We start from the raw sequence: 17,556 nt of genomic DNA, 5'->3' as shown, positions 1-17,556 counted from the left end.
TATAAAGATCTGCAGCTTATATTAAATCTTTACTTCTATTCTATTGCTCTACGATTTACTTCTTTTAAATACTAACAGGCTGCCATTAATTCTCGGTGGATTTCCTACGGTGGCAGTATTACCTTGAAGCATTGTCACAAGCTCCCAGCCCTCGCTGCCATAGCTATTTAGCTGCTCCTCTATTGTGCTTCCTCCTCCGCTGCTCTGAAAATGGTCAAGACTCTCAGTCTTATATTCCCATTTCATACAAACCACACTCCTTATTTTTTCCTGTTAATATTATCTCGCGGAGGCAGAAAAAATATTCCTTATCTATCCTCTAGCTCCTCAGAGCTTATACCCTTTTCTCTGAGTCTTTTATTAATCCATATAGAAAATAAGGTGTACAATACTCCACAAAGTGGTACTCCAATGAGCATACCTAAGACTCCAAAATAACCGGCTCCTAAGGTTATGGCTAGAAGGACCCACAGGGCTGAAAGTCCTATGGAATTTCCCACTACTATTGGATAAATCAGATTACCTTCTATCTGCTGAACCACAACAATAAGTACAATAAACCATATCACCTTGCTTGGTTCTATCATTAGAATTATAAAGGCTCCCGGTACAGTTCCTATGAGGGCTCCGAATACAGGTATAAGAGCTGTCAGTCCTATAACTACACTTATAAGTAAGGCATAGGGCATTCTAAATATAACCATTCCGATAAAGCATAGGAAGCCTAATATGAAGGCTTCAATTACCTGACCGGACACAAAACGAGAGAACTTATTCTCACTTAACCTTGCTATTTCTAAAACTCTATCTCCCTTTTCTTTGTCCATTAATGCATATATAAGCTTTTTTGATTGAACATTAAGCTTTTCCTTGCTGAGGAGAATATATATGGCAATAAGAAATCCCATGAAGATATTAAATATCACCGTGGTAATACTTATAGTTATCCCAAGTATCTGATCTAAGATGTTACCAGCAAACCTACCAACAAGAGAAACTAAATTTTCTCCCAAATCTACAACCTTCTGCCAGAGCTCATTTAAAACTTCCGCTGAGCCCATGTATTTACTCATAAAATCATTTAAGGATTCAGCATAGGAGTCCATGTTGCTTACAAGAGTATCACCGCTGGATACAAGCTGTGGAACCACATAAACAAAAATGCCTGTTAAAATCCCAAAGATCAAAATTAAAGTAATAACTAGTGCTATTGGACGAGCAAATCTCTTTTTGTCCCCTTTAAACATAGGCTTTATAAGCTTATTTTCAATTGCCTTCATGGGGATATTAAAAACAAAAGCTAAAGCAATACCGATTAAAAATGGACTAAGTACTCCTAATAAACCGGAAAACAAATTCAATATAGTTTTTATGTTTAACAGCACAAAGGCTAATATTAGCCCATAGGTTATTAAAAGCAAATTTCCTTTAAAATTATTATCCTGATTAGGTTTCATTAAGCATTCTCCGTTTCCTCGTGTATAATACTATAATTCTATCATAGTTATTAAGCTTGTAACATCAGTTTTTTCTGCAATTTGATTCTAAAGCTCACTTTATTAATAACTTAAAATTGCCTTAGAATAAAATAGATGCGTCGCAGCCTGACGCATCTAATTTTAACTTTATATAGTTATATTAATTCTTTTATTAAGTGTGAACCTCTAAGCTCTACTGGCCCTTTGTTTCCTCCGCTACTACCTGTAAATCAACATATTCATTAGCTCTAAGGACTCTTATCTTAAGAGTATCTCCCACAGAGTGATCCCCTAATATTGAGGTTAAATCCTCCACAGTAGATATTTCCTCTCCATTAATAGAAACTATGCTGTCTCCCTTTTTGATACCAGCTCTTGCAGCATTAGACCCTTCAGTAACTTCATTTACATATACTCCAAGATAATTGGTGCCAAATCTTCTAGCTGATTCCCTGTCAGTAATCTCATAAACAGATACACCGAGAACAACTCTTCCAGTAACATAGCCGTTATTTATAAGATCATCGATAATTTTTTTAGCATCATCTATTGGAATTGCAAAGCCTAAGCCTTCTACTCCTGTTCCTGCAGATTTAGCTACCACTACACCTACAAGATTTCCCTGGCCATCAAATAGGCCTCCTCCAGAGTTTCCAGGATTTATAGCAGCATCGATCTGAAGAAGATTCATGGTCTCTCCATCTAGCTGAATTTCTCTATCTAAGGCACTTACAATACCAGAGGTTACAGTTCCTCCTAATTCACCTAAAGGATTACCTATAGCAACCACTGACTGACCTACCTTTAAGCTTCCTGATTCTCCTAAAACTGCTGATTTTAGTCCACTAGCCTCAATCTTTAAAACTGCTATATCAGTCTTTTCATCAGTACCTACTAGCACTGCCTCATAGGTTTCTCCATCCCTCAGTCTAATGTTTACTGAGCTGGCATCCTCAATAACGTGATTATTAGTTACTATATAACCATTCTCAGATATAATTACTCCACTGCCTGCCCCTTCTGACACCTGCTGACCCATAAAGCCCTGGGTAGTTACTGAGGTTTTTATTTCTACTACTGTATCCGCTGACTCCTCCACAATATCACTTACAGACATGGAGCCTGAAGCCTCACCATCATTTACCGCTGTCTTTATAATTGTCTCATAGCCAACAGAACCATTGCCACCAGTTATTTTACCATTTCTATTTAGACTTGAAGCTAGATAGCCACCACCAAAGCCTACCGCTGAGGAAAGTGCTATACAAATAGCTACAGTTGCTGCTAAGCCTTTTTTAGTAACGTATTTTTCCTGCTTTTTATCGTGGATATTATCTGGAGTTTTTTCTTCAAAGGAATACTTATATGTGTCACCCATAGCATCTCCTCCTAACTGATTATTATTTAAGCCTTCATGGCTGTTATTTATAGGATCAGTGTTCTGAAAATCATCTCTATCATTATTATTGTTATATTCATTATCCATAAATCATACCTCCTTAACCTGTGATTTTTCACTTTATATTATTAACATTTATTATTATTTCCCTCTATGGTTATATAATAATTATCTTAAGTGAAAACTATTTGAAGGACTATTGATAATAGCTTGAAAAAATAAAAGTTATAATTACTTAAGGGAAGCCAAAAGACTCCCCTTAGTATAAAATATATGTGTACTTACATCATTTCTCTTTCTATGTATCTAGCCTTCTTAAGATAAGCTTCTGCTTCCTTATAATGCTCCTGCTCCTCATACAAGGTAGCCAGCTTGTTATAGCCCTCTGCTAGCTCTGAAGCGCAATAAAAACAATTACTGGCGAAAAAGCCTTCTCTATGCTTAATTGCCTTCATATAAAAGTCCTCTGCTTCCTCATATTTTCCCCAGTGTTTATATAGATCTCCAAGCTTATCAAAGGTCATTCCTTTATCATAAAAAGCATTCCCAGAAATATAATCAGAAATTTCCTGTCTTAAATCAAAGGAGTTAAAATATTCCTTCTCAGCTTTTTTATAATCCTTCCCCTTTAAATAAATATCACCCAAGCTATCATAAAGCTCTATAAGCTTCATAATAATTTCTTTATCATAAGAATTAAAAAGTCTCTTATGAAGTAGATTCCTAGCCTTAATAAGGAGCTTTTCAGCTTCTTTGTATAAACCGTTGCTTTTGTATAGCTTTCCTAAAATAAAGTATTTACTGCTGAGAATCTTTTCATAGGCCTCAGGCTTTAGCTTATATAGCTTTTCATATACCTTCGCCTCACTAAGATAATAAATGAGAGCTTTATTTTCCTTACCCTGATTTTTATAAATATCCCCTAGGCTTTCATAAATAGAGGCAAGACACTCACTAACCTTGCTGTTTCCCTTAGCAGAAAGCTTTCTTTTAACATCTATGGCATCTAGATAACAATTTTCCGCATTTTTATAGCTTCCTATGAGCTTGTAAAGACCTGCCAGCTTTAAGTAAGAGCTGAAAAGCTTTTGAAGCTCCTCCAGACTCATATTCTTAATAACTTCACTTTTTTCACATAAGCTGCTTTGAAGTATTAATATTCTTTTCATAATTTCCTGTCTATCAAATTCATCATTTGATACTTTCCTTATAGTAATTGATAAACCTTCCATATTTACATCCCCTCTTTAAAGAAAGCAACAGGATTAATCAATATGATGTATACAATAATTTAAAGCTTCCTGTTTACAATACCCTGTATAAAAAATTATAATTAATTTATTCAAACAAAGCAAGAAATTGTCGAATTATTTTTCTATAGAAAGTCATTTTTTAATACAATTAAAATAAAGCTCTAATTTTTAGAAAAAATTCTATAATCAGAGCTTTATATTTATAAGCTTCTCCAAAGTAAAGAAGTATATTTTTATTTACTTACAGTAGCTATATACTCTACCGACGCTACCAGGTCATTCTTAAAGATAAACTGAAGCTTTCCTTCTCCTTTATCATATACATATGCTCCATCCACATCCTCAAAGTCTTCACCATAGGTTTCCACAACCTTTTCCCTGGTATCCCCTATATAAATCCCTTCCTCTGTCTTAACACTATCATCCTTAAAGATCACAGCAGAAACATATTCCTTCTCATCAGAAGCAGGATAGGTATGAAGCTCAAAGCCACCATAGGTGTAAATCTTGTCAATTCCATCAAAAGCACAGCTGGGAGCCTCAAAATAGCTCTGTTCATTACCAATCTTATTAAGAAGCTTATCAGCCTCCATATTAACTGCAATAGCTGTATCATTATATTTAAAGGTATAATTCTTCTCATCCTTATTATTTTCTGTCACTGCTCCATTATTAGAGCTATCCTTGCCACTCTCATCAACCGAATTACCTGCACAGGCAGTAAGGGTAAATACACAGGCCAAGGCCAGAACAATGTTAACTATCTTTTTCATAATACTCCTCCTTAAGATTATATTGCTTCTAGATAATATTTTATATTTTCAACGAAGTAATGCCTCACTCTAAATCTCCCTTTAGACTCTTAAGGTATCCATACTTCTCCAGTTCCTCATACTGGCTTGCTTTCATGGAATTATAAAATTCCACCTTATCATCCCAGCTTTCTGCAAGCTCCTTGTTCCCTCGTTTATCCTCTATAGCAAATTCCTTTTGAAAGACCTCACCTAAATACATCGCAACCTTTTCTGCTCCTGTAACATTAAGATGAAGTCCAGCATCATAGGTATCCACGTCAAAATCTATTCCTGTTTCCTCTATGAGCTCTAGAAAATTAATATATTTCAGGTCATTCTCCTGTGCATATTCCTCCATCTGCACCTCCCACTCCTCATACCAGTAGGGATAGAGGCTTGGAGCCTTCATAAGTATCAGCTCAATATCATTTGCCTTGCAGAGCTCTACCATCATATCTAGATATTTATAGGAATTTTCTCCAAAGCTATAATTAGCTAATATCTTTCCTGTAGGCACTGTGTCTACAGGCTTAACATCCGCTCTCATATAATAGCCATTGTGAAATTGCTTATCCTTTTGAAACACATTAGTAAGGTCATCAAGGGAAAGCTCACTCCATCTTGAGTGATATCTCAGTATGGGGAATAAATAATCTATTAAATTTTCCTCAGGAAGCATAGAAGCCTTTATGGCCTTAAGCTTTGTCCCCGATAACTTCATACCATCAAGGGTCATTCTATTATACGCTTCTCGCTGAGGCTGATCATACTTCATGGATAATACATTAAATACTACCACCTCAGGCTTTTCATATTTTAAGGTTTCCTCTAGAAGATAATAGGACTGCCATATTAGCTGCTGAGCGCTACCTCTTATATAGCTAGTAATTCCATACTCCTCCCAGAGGGTTACAGGAGATACATTTTCATATACCTCACAATCTCCAATGAATAATACATCGTGATTTTTTTCTGAAGCATAATATTCTTCAATGAGATTACCCTCAACTATCCCCTGTGTATATTTTGGCATTAGGAGCTTCTGGGCAAAGCCTAAGCCGGCTATTCCAAGGACAGCAGTCAAAAGAATACTTATTAGTCTTTTTTTCATCGGTCACTCTCCTAAAATTGATTATATATAAATTGCGAGGAGTCATAGCCTACTCCATAGGCACCAAATATAATTATCGCAACAAAAAGCATATATACTAAAGCATTTCTCACTAGAACAGGTTTTGCCGCAAGGCTTTCCCGCACGCTTCCCCTTCTCTGAAGAAGGCTTACACTGAGCATCAATATAAAGCCAGCAATTAAAACTACATAATCTCCTGGGGTAAGCCCTAAGGTCAACAGCTTCCCAGTAAACAGCTCTCCCCAGTTAAAGGTGGTAAATATACTTCCAAACATCCTGAAGGTGGCAGGTACATCTCTATAAACATCAAAAAGTCTTATAGCACTCATGAGGAGAGTTGTCCTAACTATCTGAAATAGCCTGAAATAAAATTTCCCCTCTACCTTAAACCTTTCGTGGAACCAGCGATAAAAGGGCTTTAATTCCTCAGAACCCATGAGAACTGCGTAATTTACCAGGCCCCATACTATAAAGTTCCAGCTAGAGCCATGCCAAACACCGGTGGTAAACCAGACAGCAAAGGAGGCAGCATATACTGGCAGCTTCTTACCAATTTTATCTCCAAACCTCTTCCTAGCAAACTTAGAAAACTTAAGCATAGGCTGCCAGGCAGAAATGGGATAGAAAAGATAATCGGTGAACCAGGTTCCAAGGGTAATATGCCATCTCTTCCAGAACTCTGCTATATTCTTAGAAAAATATGGTCTCATAAAATTTTCTTTTACAGAGATACCTAACACCTCTGCTATACCTATGGTTATATCAATACCTCCTGTAAAGTCAGCATAAAGCTGAAAGGTATAAAAGAGCATCAATACTACTACAAAGGCCCCATGATAGCTGGAGGTATCACCCATGAGAGTCTTTACTGCAATGAGCATCCTATCAGCTATCACCAGCTTTTTAAAGAAGCCCCACAAAATTCTCTGTATACCAAAGGATATATTTTTAAATTCTAAGGGATGCTCCTTATATAAGGTTTTAGCTAAATCATCGTATCGGCTTATAGGCCCCTGAATAAGCTGAGGGAAAAAGGAAACAAATAATGCAAGCTTTCCTAGATTATTCTCAGGTGGAAACTTTCCTCTATAAACATCAATGATATAGCCCATGGTCTGAAAGGTATAAAAGGATATCCCTAGAGGCAGTGCCAGGGTAACAAAGGATAAGCCACCCTGCCTTCCAAAAATACCTAGAGCCCAGTTTATATTAATAATAGTAAAGTTCAAATATTTTATTACAAATAAAATACCAAAGTTCAATAAAAGGGTCCCTAAAAGCCACTTCCACTGCTTGGACTTCATCACAGCCTTATAAGCCTTTTTCCCTTCCCTATCTAGCTCCTTTTTATGCTCCTTTAAGTAGGCATCCTGCTCCTTGTGAAGCTTGCCTAGCTTATGAGCTGCTATATAGGTAGAAACAGTAGTGATTATTATATATATTAAGTATTTTGGCCCTGCAAAGGCATAAAATAAGTAGCTTGCTACAAGCAGCAGCTTCCATTGAAGCTTTTTAGGTATTATATAATACAAAAGAAAAAGCAAAATTATAAATAATATAAAGCTGTAGGATGTAAATAGCATGGTTTGTCTCCTATTTTTATTCGTCTTCTAGTCGTTCAATCAGTGCAAATAGCGCCTTAGCAGAGTTAAAATTCTCAGGGATTATCTCCTCCGCAGGTATTGATATATCAAATTCATTATTTATATCAGCAATAAGAGACACTATGTCAAAGGAATCTAATATATGGTCATCAATAAGCCTCTCATTATTTTCAAAATCCACTTCAGGATGTAAATCTCTTAAAATATCTAATAATGCTTCCATAATTTATTTCTCCTTTTTATTCAAAAATTTATTTTGTAAATAAACCCTATCTATTTTTCCATTAGGGGTTAAGGGCATGACTTCTAAGGCTTCTGTGTGATTTGGTATCATGTACCTGGGTAGCTTTTTCTTAAGCCTCTCCACTAAAGCTCTCACTTCAATATCCCCAGTATAATAAAGGACTATTTTATCTCTTTCCTTATGATAGATGCAGCAGGAGCTCTTGATACCCTCCAGCCTATTAACATTGGCCTCTATTTCTCCCAGCTCAATGCGGTGACCCATATGCTTAATCTGATAATCCTTTCGGGAAACAAATATAAGCTCTCCCCACTGATTGTATCTTCCTAAGTCTCCTGTTCTATATATGAGCTCTGGATAGCTATCATTAAGGGGATTCTGCACAAACACCTCAGCAGTCCTTTCCTGATCCTTATAATAGCCTAAGGTAACGGAAGTCCCCCTGATGCAAATTTCACCTATTTCTCCTGGCACGGCCACTTTATTGTCATCATTTAAAAGAATAACTTCTGTATTTTTAAAGGGTCTTCCAATAGGAATCACTTCCTCCAGGTTAAAAGCTCTCTCCACCTCATAATAACAGCTCATTCCCGTTGCTTCTGTGGGCCCATAGAGGTTAATAAATCTAGCACTAGGCAGGTATTCTTTCCAAAGGTTAAACTGCTTAATAGGAAATACCTCACTGCCAAAGGCTATGGTATGGAGATGCTCTGGAATTAGCTTTTCCAATACTCTAAAGGAGGAAATCATTGTCAGAGCACTTACCACCCAGCATACGGTATTTATCTTGTACTCATTTAAAAATTCCACCAGCTTTAAAGGAAACATAAAATGACTCTTAGGAATAATATAAGTGGTAGCTCCACACTTTATAGTTCCTAATACCTCCTTCAGGCAGGCATCGAAATAAAAGGGTGTCTGGTTACCAAAAATAGTAGTCTCATCAACCTTTAATACTTCCATTAGATTGTCAATATAATCAATAACGGATCTATGACAGGCTACTACTCCCTTAGGTATCCCTGTAGACCCTGAGGTGAATACTATATAAATGGGATCTGTATCAATTGCCTTATCTCTTATGGTAGCTAAAGCTTTATGATTTATTTCTGTATTAATGAGCTCATCATAAAGATAGGCCTCACCACTAAAGGTAAAGTCATTTAATAACACCCTTGTACTTTCATCACAGATTACTGCTCTAGGCTTAAGCTTTTCAAATATAAGCTCTATCCTAAAGGCAGGCATTTCTTCATCTAAGGGCACATAGAAGCAGCCTCCATAAATTGCTGCAAAAAATGCTGCCAGTGTCCTTGGCTGTTTTTTCATAAATATCACTATGGGTTCTTTATAATAGCCTTTATTAGCAAGGAAGCTCCCTACAGCCCTAGCCTCCTCATAAACCTTTGAAAAGGTAATAGTATTGTTTTCATCTCCATAGGCTATCTTATCAGGCAGCCTTTTTTGAGTTTCTTCAAGGTACTGTAAAATATTTCTCTGCAATTTCATATCCTCCATAACTATTTTGTTATTAAGCTCTTGTATTCTTCCTTTACCTTGCCTCCGCAAAGCTCAATAGCTCTCTTGGCCAGAACCTCCATGGGATCAATAAAACCTGGCCCTATGATCTTATTTTTCTTTAATAGGGAAAGCTCTGAACAGCCTAGGATTATCACTTCCGCTTCCTTTCTATCCATATCATCTTTTATATAATCAAACTTATCTTTATCAACTTTTTTCCCTGACTTAATATTGTTATAAATTATCTCCATTAAATAGCTCTGAGATTTTTCTGATGGCAGTATTACCTCTATATTGTGGCTTTCTAGTGTTCTCTGCAGACACTTCGAGTATAAGGTACCATCGGTAGCAAAAACTCCAGCTCTATTAATTTTTTGTGCTTTAAGATATACTGCTATTTCTTCTAAGGCATTGATTACAGGAACCTCTATCTCCTCAGCAATTTCCTTATAAAAGCTGTGAGCAGTTATACAGGGAATGGCTATAAAGGAGGCTCCCTGCTCCTGAAGCTTCTTCCCTATGTCCACCATCATATTTACGGGACTTTCCTTGCTCTTTTTTAAAATATAGCTGGTCCTATCAGGAATAGATGGTCTGCTGTAGATAATTGCATCAATATGCTCCTGATCTCCAGAAGCTTCAGTGATATTTACAAGAAGCTCCATGAAATATGCAGTAGCTAAGGGACCAATTCCTCCAATGACTCCTAATGTCTTCATTCTATCCCTCTTTTCCTATTGCTAATTTATAGAATCACTTCTGTTGTCTATGGAGTCCTGGGATAATTATCAGCATCAAAGAGATGGCTATTCTTATGCTTATCGGAATAGGACTTAAGCTGTCCATCGGTTAAGAGGCAGAATTCTCCTCCACCAGCTCTTGGAGTAGTGTCAAAATGATACCAGCCGTCGTCGGTTTTAGCCAGGTTCCAATAGTGACCTCCGTCCTCTCGAACAACCTCAAGGTTTTCTATACCAGCTCTGGTTAGAAGAGCTCTTGATACTGAATAATATATATAGCAGTCAGCTTTTTTCTTAGTAAAGCCATCATAGGCTGCCTTTAGCCAGTCAAAGCTGGTAGGCTTACCTACATAGCCAATATTTCTTTCAATCCAGCTATATATAGCCCTAGCCTTTTGCTCCTTGCTCATGGAGTCATCAATTATCTTTTCAAGAACACTATCTGCCAGAGCGTAAACCTCATCCTCTGTTACCTTTCTCTCCATGATCTTTACCGTTGCCTTTTTAGTAGTCTTATTTCCAGCCCCATCCTCGGCAGAATATACTACTGTATAGTTTCCAGGAACCGTGCTATCCACAGAAGAGCTGTCTATCTTAAGCTCTATCTCTTTATTGCTGTTATCCTTCACAGTGACATCAGTTCTATAGGAAATAGTATCTCCCGCATAAGCAGTAATAATGTCCTTGACTCCATATATAACTGGGGCTACTTTATCATCTAACACATTAATATTGCTAACAAGCTCCGTGATATTATTACCTGCATCCTTAAGAACTATAACAGTCTCCTGGTTACCTACCCTTGTAAAATCAGGCTCTTCCTTATAGCTTATAGAAACCTCTGTTTTATCAGTAACCTCAGCTACTAAAGCTGTAGCCTCCACCCTTTCTCCCTTCCAAAGAGTCACTTCCACTGGTTTTCCCTGAGGTGCTATAGTATCCTTAACTATGAGCCTTGAGGGAACAGTATAGAAATACTTCTTTATGCTTATTGAATATTCACCAGGAGTATTCATATCTATTGAGGAGGTATCCGTTAAAAAGCTTCCCTTACCGCTCTTATCAAATAAACCAAGCTCTACAGGAGCTTCTCCCACTTCTAAAACAACCGCCTTCTTTATACTAGCGAAAACCGCCTTTTCACCAGCAAAATAGCCAATAGTACCAGCTATTATCAGGATAAAGACCATAAAAAACAGCCTCCTGGCCATCTTTCTTTTCTTATTCCTTCTTCTTTTATATCTATTTGAATCTTGATTTATCGTTGAACCGGCCATACTTTATCTCCCTTCTACAAAATCCTTATATTAAAAGAGAATATAATATTTTTGAATTTTTTACTTAATATAGTTAAATATTATAGCATATACTGTATTTTATGTTAAAATATACAAGATATTTTAATATTAATTTAACATATATTTTCCATTAAAAGCCAAAATCTTAAGAAGCCTCTACTATATATACAGATAAAATTCAAAAAAGTTTACAAAATCTATAAAATTTAATAATAAAAGGATGTACCCCCGCTAGAGATACATCCTATTTTTCTTATGGATTAATTAAATATCAGCACAATTTTACTCTTATAAAAATCCTTTAGGCTATTCATTACCCCTTCCGATAGATCCGGCCATTTTATACCGTGGATGGCTCCTTCTAAAGAATAGAGTGTATTTAGGCAGGCAGTGGAATCTATAGCTTTTATTTTCATCCAAGCTTCTTTGCTGCCCATGGCTATTAAATCCTCTGCTGTAGCTATACCTGCCCTCTTTAGCCTCATTTCTAGGGTTGTCCCAATGTTTGGCAGCTCCCTTAGTTCTCCCATACCTTTCACCTCTTTTTTGTATTTCTTAACCATATATAGACCTATTATTATATGTATGCTTTAAATAATGGTTCTATAAGTAATACGATTACAAAGATAAAATAGTTTCATTTATTTAAGTAATAAATAATTTATCCTTTCTAAAAATGTATTACTCCTTTAAGATATGAACTCCACTTTTAATTAAAGTTATACTATAATAGAGTTAATAAATTCTTTATTTGCTTATATGTTCCATATTAATGGAGGTAATAGATGTATTATTCAAAAAAAATATGTATTTTTGTTTCTCACCTTTTCGGCAAGTATCAGCAAGCCTTGTGTCAGGGAATAATTACAAGAGCCATGGAGTATGGCTATTTAGTTGATATCTTCTCATCCAATGAAGGAGAAAATTTAGGTAAATATGATTTAGGCGAAAAAAGCATTCTTAGAATCCCTAACTTTCAGGAATACTCTGGAATAGTCTTTGCATCAAATACCTATCTCCTTTCAGGACTAAAAGATATGATATCAAAAGAAATAAGAAGTAAATCTAATTGTCCCGTTATAGAAGTAAGCCATAAGTCTGATTTCTTTCCCAGGATAGCCTTAGATAATAATAGTGCTATAGGTGATATAGTTGAACACCTGATAAAAGTACACAAGGCAAAACGAATATGCTATTTGGGCAATGGACAAGAGTCGATTTTTTCTAATGCTCGTTTCGATGCCTATAAGCAAGTTATGGAAGAACATGATATTAAGGTTTCCTCAAGAGATTACAGTAACTCTGATTACTCAACAGAATCCATAAAAAAAGCCTTAGACAGCTTTCTAGCCTCTGATATAAAACCAGATGCAATAGTATGCTATAACGATAGAATGGCTCTTACACTGATGCGGCAGCTGTTAATAAAGGGTTATAAAATCCCTGAGGATATTATGATAACAGGCTGTGATAAGTTAGAAGAGGGACAAAATCTTTCTCCTACTCTCACCACTTTAACCTTCCCTATATACGAAATGGGCAATGCAGCAATTGAGGAATTAGTTAAGGGGATTAATGGTGAGCCTATGGCAGCTAGAACTATAGTAAAGGCAAAGCCTCATTATGCTGGTTCCTGTGGCTGTGAACCTTCATCTTCGGTAGTTCCCACCTTATATGTTCAAAAACTAGTTAACCACATAAATAACACTGAGCTATCAATGCTTGCTGATATTAATATGTCTTCAGCACTTCAAGGTATCACCGATATAGATAAGGGAATGGATATGCTAGAAAAATATGTAGGTCAGCTGGATAACTGCAAAGAGCTGTATATATGTCTTTATAATGATTGGAATTCTATTCACAGTAACTTGAAGGAAATATCCTTTTATGAAGAGGATGATAATCTCAGTGAGGAATCAAGGATATTAAAGCTTGCGGTTAGAGATGGAATAAGGTTGCAAGAATGCAGCTTCAGCAGCAAAAGAACCCTCCCTGAATATCTAAATGAAAACGGTGCTCCCGCGTACATTTATTCTCCTCTATATTTTAATGATAGAGAGTTTGGTTATATTGCTATAGCCTATAAATTCAATAAACTATCCTATAGCTTTGACTTTCTCACCTGGATGAGAAATGTTAACAGCCTTCTTAAAAGTATTCTTGATTCTAATAACTTTGGTATATTAGTAAACCGTCTAGAGGATATTTATATGAAGGACAGCCTTACAGATCTTTATAGCCTTCAAGGCTTTAAACGGTTAGCTGACATAAAATTTAAGGAAGCAAAGCTAAAAAAACAAAGAATAGCTGCCTTAGCTTTTAATCTTGATGGTCTTAAAAATATCAACAGAACCTTAGGTCATCAGGAAGGTAATTTTGCCATAAAGATTTTAGGGCAGGGTATTAGAAATGCTTTGGATAAAGAAGCTATAGGCTGCCGTTTGGGGGGGGATGAATTTTATATTCTACTTCCACTGAAAGAGGAGTATGAAATACACACAATATCACAAAAAGTACAAGCTTATATAAATAATTATAATAAACTAAACACAAAAAATTATACAATCTCCTTTCGAATGGGCTTTTACATCTGGGAACCAAGCAAAGCTTATGACTTTGAGGAGATATTTAATGGGGCGGAGAGAGCTGAAAGAGCAGAGAAAAGATAAAAGATAAAAGAGAAGAGAGAAAAGAGAAAAGATAAAAGAGAATAGAGAAGAGCTAAGAACTAAGGGCTAAGAGCTAAGAGCTGAAAGAGCAGAGAAAAGATAAAAGAGAAGAGAGAAGAGAGAAGAGATAAGAGATAAGAGATGAAAAGAGAGAGAGAACATGCAGTTTAGGGTTACAGGAACTGCATGTTCTTTCTGTATTCTGTGGGGGAGACGCCACAGGAGGTCTTGAATATTTTCATGAAGTGTTTTTCATTTTCGTAGCCTATGGATTGGCTTATTTGATTTACTTTTAGGTCTGTTTCTATAAGCATTCTTTTGGCTTCTTTTATTCTTAATTCCTTTAGATAGTTGACAAAATTATTTCCGGTATATTGTTTAAACAAATAGGAAAAAAGTGAATAGTTCATGGAAATCTCATTGGATACTACAGCCATATTGAGATTTTTATTGAAGTTATCTTGAATATAAGCGATAGCCTCTTGTATCTTTCTTTTATTTTTGTAGTCATCGTGCTGCTGCTTTATCTTCCTATTAAGGGCTATGATCCATTCAGTGAAGGCTTCTAAAAAGCTATTAATAGTTGAAAAACCATAGATATTCTTAAATAAACTAAGGCTATCCTCTTCTTCAATTATATTGTGGTAGGTTTCAGTTATAGCATTTATGAGATTTTCTATGGACTCTTTAAAAACCTCTATAGGATATACCCCAGCCTTAACAGCCTCTACTGCCTTCTCTAAGGTATTTAGGGCCTCCTCTAGCTTTTCTGTACCAATTAGCTGAGCAAGATGGTCACTTTCTAAAAAGTATGCTTTATCATAGTGAGTAATAGCCTTTACCTCAGCCTCATGATATTCTACCTTATGGCTACCAGAAATAAAAGCAGACCTTCTAGCAGTTTTAGCTTCTAGATAAGCTATTTTAAGCTCACCAATTCCAGTATGCTCCCTGCTTATCCCCACTTTTCTCTTTCTCAGTTCATTTTTCAATAGAAAATCCTTGTTTTCCTTGGATATAATGAAAACATCATTTCCTTCAATATTTTTCAAATAAATTAGATGCTTATATTTATTCTGCTCATTTTCTCTTGCTTCAACACAAAAGAGAAAATATCCAGAGGAAAATAACTTATGATTAAACTGATTAATCACCACCTCCATTTCCTTGGAGGTGAGATTATCATTTACTATTAAATATTTTAAGAGCTGATAGCCAAGCATAAGGATGTCCTTATTATTTCTCTTATTTTCCTCAATCTCTATATTAAGCTTTTCTAAAAGATTTAACAGCATTTTCTTATCCAGGGGCTTTAGGAGGTAATCTCTTACCCCCAGCCTCATGAGCTTTACTGCAGAAGAGAAATCATCCCTTCCACTGACAGCAATTATCTGAGGCTTAAATTTATGCTCTTTTATTCCTGAGACTACGCTAATACCATCCTTTACTGGCAGCTCTACCTCTATAATCATAAGGTCTATTTTCTGACTTTTTAGAACCTCCAAGGCCTTTTCTCCATTGCTGCACTCGATGATAACACTCACAGGAACACTAGATATATTAATTACATCGATAACCTCTGAGCGAAGCTGTTTATCGCTTCCGACTACTAAAATTGAGTCCATCGCCTCATCTACTCCTTAACACTTCCTGCAGATATACTACTTATAATATACTTGGAGCAGAACATAAATACAACCATTATTGGTATTACTGACACAGCTACGGTGACATAAACTGCACCTATATTACTAGCGATGTCCTTGGTAGAATTCAAAGAGGCTACCATTACTGGCAGGGTAAACTTCTCTGGCGTATTCAAAATTATTAAAGGTAGTAAATAGCTATTCCATGAGCCTATAAAGGTTCCTATGGACATTGTGGCAATCCCTGGTGCCATTATAGGAAGCACTATACTATGGAAGATTTTCAGCTCTCCCGCTCCATCTATTCTAGGAGCTTCAAGCACTGATTTTGGCATCACAGAAATGATATACTGCCTTAAGAAAAACACCACTGCAGGGCTGGCCATAGCTGGAACTATCAATGGAACATAACTGTCTGTAAGCCCTAGCTTTACGCATAAATCATAAAAACCTATGAGACCAAGCTGAGAAGGTATCATAATAAACACCAGCAAAATAGTAAATATTATATTTCTTCCTTTAAATTTATAGAAAGCAAAACCATAGGCTGTCAGTGCAGAAAAATAAGCTGAGAGAATGGTACTTGCTATGGATATAATCAGGCTGTTTACCATTCCCCTTGGTATATTCAGATTTCTCTGTACTACAGCCCAGTTATCTGAAAGGCTTTCCCCAGGAAATAGGGAAAAGCTTGTCATAATCTCATTTCCGCTTCTAGTGGAATTTATTATCATCATAACAAAAGGAAGAAGGCAAAGGATAGCTAAAGCAATTAATGCAATATATAATATAGATTTCTTTATTTTTAATCCCATTAATTTTCCTCCTTATTATGATACATCATAAAGTAAACAGCTATAGAGCACAGAGCAATTATAAAGAATAGTACAAAGGCTATTGCTCCAGCATATCCAATCTGTCTATTCTTAAAGGCCATGTTATACAAATACATAACTGCTGTATTTAAAGCTCTGCTGGGGGCACCATTACCGTTAGTTATAAGAAAAGGTATATCAAAAATCTGAAGTCCTCCTATGAGGGAGGTGATAGCCACATATAGCATTATAGGCCTTAAAAGAGGCAAGGTTATCTTCCCAAAGATTTTAAATCGGTCAGCTCCATCAATAGCAGCTGCTTCATAATAATCCTTATTTATTCCCTGAACTCCAGCCATAAGAATAATAAAGGAATTACCAAACCATAACCATGCTCCTATAACTCCCACAGCTAATTGAGCTGTAACAGGAGTACCTAACCAGTTTATTGACTTTTCAATGATACCAGCTTCCACCAGCATCTGATTTAAAGAACCAAATCTCCAATCGAGAAGGAACTTAAATAAAAAGGCTACGGATGTAGCTGCAATAAGATTAGGCAGGTAAAAAAGAGCTCTGAAAATACTTAAGCCCTTAATCTTATACTTCATATCGCTAAATATAAGGGTGAGTATAAAGGCTAAGCCCAGCTGCAGCACTATATTAATTCCCCATATCTTTAGGGTATTAACAAAAGCCTCCCAAAAAATTTTATCCTTAAATACTCTTGTATAATTTTCCAACCAGGTAAAGGTTGGTATATTAAAACCGCTATAATCAGTAAAGCTCAAATATAAGGTTCTAAATACGGGATAAATACTAAAGGTTAGAAAAACCATTAAAAAAGGTGCAATAAACAAGTATCCATAATTATCTCGATTTTTAAAACCCATAGTTCTTTTCTTGTTCATCGCTGCCACTCCATTTCTTTTAAATTAAAGACACTTAGTGAAAGCATGG

General features: G+C 36.0%; 16 protein-coding genes. 1 reads left to right on the top strand and 15 read right to left on the bottom strand.

The features are described 5' to 3' along the window. Window positions 1-48: 48 nt before the first annotated feature. The 12 genes from ACPWSR_RS13500 to ACPWSR_RS13445 form a co-directional block, all read right to left on the bottom strand. Window positions 49-246 carry a DUF4177 domain-containing protein gene (locus tag ACPWSR_RS13500; RefSeq protein ID WP_426348756.1) on the bottom strand — a complete coding sequence of 66 codons (198 nt, stop codon included), beginning with the start codon at window positions 244-246 and terminating at the stop codon, window positions 49-51. Between the two features lie 62 nt (window positions 247-308). Further along, window positions 309-1,457: an AI-2E family transporter gene (locus tag ACPWSR_RS13495; protein ID WP_426348755.1), complete on the bottom strand. Its 1,149-nt coding sequence runs from the start codon at window positions 1,455-1,457 to the stop codon at window positions 309-311. Between the two features lie 214 nt (window positions 1,458-1,671). After that, on the bottom strand, window positions 1,672-2,964 hold the full coding sequence (locus tag ACPWSR_RS13490) for a S1C family serine protease (protein WP_426348754.1): 1,293 nt from the start codon (window positions 2,962-2,964) through the stop codon (window positions 1,672-1,674). A gap of 194 nt (window positions 2,965-3,158) precedes the next feature. Next, window positions 3,159-4,109, bottom strand: coding sequence for a tetratricopeptide repeat protein (locus ACPWSR_RS13485; protein WP_426348753.1), 951 nt, complete (start codon window positions 4,107-4,109; stop codon window positions 3,159-3,161). 254 nt (window positions 4,110-4,363) lie between these two features. Further along, window positions 4,364-4,903 (bottom strand): hypothetical protein, encoded by a 540-nt coding sequence (locus ACPWSR_RS13480; protein WP_426348752.1) that lies wholly within the window; start codon window positions 4,901-4,903, stop codon window positions 4,364-4,366. Between the two features lie 64 nt (window positions 4,904-4,967). Continuing rightward, entirely contained in the window at window positions 4,968-6,035 is a 1,068-nt protein-coding gene (locus tag ACPWSR_RS13475; RefSeq protein ID WP_426348751.1) for a hypothetical protein, read from the bottom strand. 11 nt (window positions 6,036-6,046) lie between these two features. After that, window positions 6,047-7,639, bottom strand: a complete 1,593-nt coding sequence (locus ACPWSR_RS13470) for an MBOAT family O-acyltransferase (RefSeq protein ID WP_426348750.1) — start codon at window positions 7,637-7,639, stop codon at window positions 6,047-6,049. Between the two features lie 16 nt (window positions 7,640-7,655). Further along, window positions 7,656-7,883 (bottom strand): phosphopantetheine-binding protein, encoded by a 228-nt coding sequence (locus tag ACPWSR_RS13465; RefSeq protein WP_426348749.1) that lies wholly within the window; start codon window positions 7,881-7,883, stop codon window positions 7,656-7,658. A gap of 3 nt (window positions 7,884-7,886) precedes the next feature. Further along, window positions 7,887-9,407 carry an amino acid adenylation domain-containing protein gene (locus tag ACPWSR_RS13460; RefSeq protein ID WP_426348748.1) on the bottom strand — a complete coding sequence of 507 codons (1,521 nt, stop codon included), beginning with the start codon at window positions 9,405-9,407 and terminating at the stop codon, window positions 7,887-7,889. Window positions 9,408-9,424: 17 nt separating this feature from the next. Further along, entirely contained in the window at window positions 9,425-10,144 is a 720-nt protein-coding gene (locus ACPWSR_RS13455; RefSeq protein ID WP_426348747.1) for an aspartate/glutamate racemase family protein, read from the bottom strand. A gap of 47 nt (window positions 10,145-10,191) precedes the next feature. Further along, window positions 10,192-11,442: a transglutaminase domain-containing protein gene (locus ACPWSR_RS13450; RefSeq protein ID WP_426348746.1), complete on the bottom strand. Its 1,251-nt coding sequence runs from the start codon at window positions 11,440-11,442 to the stop codon at window positions 10,192-10,194. 281 nt (window positions 11,443-11,723) lie between these two features. Continuing rightward, window positions 11,724-11,993: a TfoX/Sxy family protein gene (locus tag ACPWSR_RS13445; RefSeq protein ID WP_426348745.1), complete on the bottom strand. Its 270-nt coding sequence runs from the start codon at window positions 11,991-11,993 to the stop codon at window positions 11,724-11,726. A 255-nt stretch (window positions 11,994-12,248) separates the two neighbouring features. Between ACPWSR_RS13445 and ACPWSR_RS13440 the strand changes: the two genes are divergently transcribed. Beyond that, window positions 12,249-14,135 carry a GGDEF domain-containing protein gene (locus tag ACPWSR_RS13440; RefSeq protein WP_426348744.1) on the top strand — a complete coding sequence of 629 codons (1,887 nt, stop codon included), beginning with the start codon at window positions 12,249-12,251 and terminating at the stop codon, window positions 14,133-14,135. Between the two features lie 173 nt (window positions 14,136-14,308). Here the strand turns inward: ACPWSR_RS13440 and ACPWSR_RS13435 are convergent, their stop codons facing one another. The 3 genes from ACPWSR_RS13435 to ACPWSR_RS13425 are packed head-to-tail and all read right to left on the bottom strand — an operon-like array spanning window position 14,309 to window position 17,507. Continuing rightward, window positions 14,309-15,760 carry a response regulator transcription factor gene (locus tag ACPWSR_RS13435; protein ID WP_426348743.1) on the bottom strand — a complete coding sequence of 484 codons (1,452 nt, stop codon included), beginning with the start codon at window positions 15,758-15,760 and terminating at the stop codon, window positions 14,309-14,311. Window positions 15,761-15,768: 8 nt separating this feature from the next. Continuing rightward, entirely contained in the window at window positions 15,769-16,596 is an 828-nt protein-coding gene (locus ACPWSR_RS13430) for a carbohydrate ABC transporter permease (RefSeq protein ID WP_426348742.1), read from the bottom strand. After that, entirely contained in the window at window positions 16,596-17,507 is a 912-nt protein-coding gene (locus tag ACPWSR_RS13425) for a carbohydrate ABC transporter permease (protein ID WP_426348741.1), read from the bottom strand. The genes ACPWSR_RS13430 and ACPWSR_RS13425 overlap by 1 nt, the downstream gene beginning before the upstream one ends. Window positions 17,508-17,556: the final 49 nt, after the last annotated feature.

The sequence above is a fragment of the Alloiococcus sp. CFN-8 genome (genome assembly GCF_049943125.1).
Classification (GTDB): Bacteria; Bacillota; Clostridia; order Clostridiales; family Clostridiaceae; genus JAEXZL01.
The sequence above is the reverse complement of the archived record's forward strand: the minus strand, read 5'-3'. Positions and strand labels throughout refer to the sequence as shown.

Coding starts and splice junctions, on each gene's coding strand:
- ACPWSR_RS13470 (WP_426348750.1), bottom strand. CDS start 7,639: ATGCTATTTACATCCTACAGCTTTATATTATTTATAATTTTGCTTTTT.
- ACPWSR_RS13430 (WP_426348742.1), bottom strand. CDS start 16,596: ATGGGATTAAAAATAAAGAAATCTATATTATATATTGCATTAATTGCT.
- ACPWSR_RS13465 (WP_426348749.1), bottom strand. CDS start 7,883: ATGGAAGCATTATTAGATATTTTAAGAGATTTACATCCTGAAGTGGAT.
- ACPWSR_RS13485 (WP_426348753.1), bottom strand. CDS start 4,109: ATGGAAGGTTTATCAATTACTATAAGGAAAGTATCAAATGATGAATTT.
- ACPWSR_RS13450 (WP_426348746.1), bottom strand. CDS start 11,442: ATGGCCGGTTCAACGATAAATCAAGATTCAAATAGATATAAAAGAAGA.
- ACPWSR_RS13445 (WP_426348745.1), bottom strand. CDS start 11,993: ATGGGAGAACTAAGGGAGCTGCCAAACATTGGGACAACCCTAGAAATG.
- ACPWSR_RS13455 (WP_426348747.1), bottom strand. CDS start 10,144: ATGAAGACATTAGGAGTCATTGGAGGAATTGGTCCCTTAGCTACTGCA.
- ACPWSR_RS13435 (WP_426348743.1), bottom strand. CDS start 15,760: ATGGACTCAATTTTAGTAGTCGGAAGCGATAAACAGCTTCGCTCAGAG.
- ACPWSR_RS13480 (WP_426348752.1), bottom strand. CDS start 4,903: ATGAAAAAGATAGTTAACATTGTTCTGGCCTTGGCCTGTGTATTTACC.
- ACPWSR_RS13495 (WP_426348755.1), bottom strand. CDS start 1,457: ATGAAACCTAATCAGGATAATAATTTTAAAGGAAATTTGCTTTTAATA.
- ACPWSR_RS13425 (WP_426348741.1), bottom strand. CDS start 17,507: ATGAACAAGAAAAGAACTATGGGTTTTAAAAATCGAGATAATTATGGA.
- ACPWSR_RS13440 (WP_426348744.1), top strand. CDS start 12,249: ATGTATTATTCAAAAAAAATATGTATTTTTGTTTCTCACCTTTTCGGC.
- ACPWSR_RS13475 (WP_426348751.1), bottom strand. CDS start 6,035: ATGAAAAAAAGACTAATAAGTATTCTTTTGACTGCTGTCCTTGGAATA.
- ACPWSR_RS13500 (WP_426348756.1), bottom strand. CDS start 246: ATGAAATGGGAATATAAGACTGAGAGTCTTGACCATTTTCAGAGCAGC.
- ACPWSR_RS13490 (WP_426348754.1), bottom strand. CDS start 2,964: ATGGATAATGAATATAACAATAATAATGATAGAGATGATTTTCAGAAC.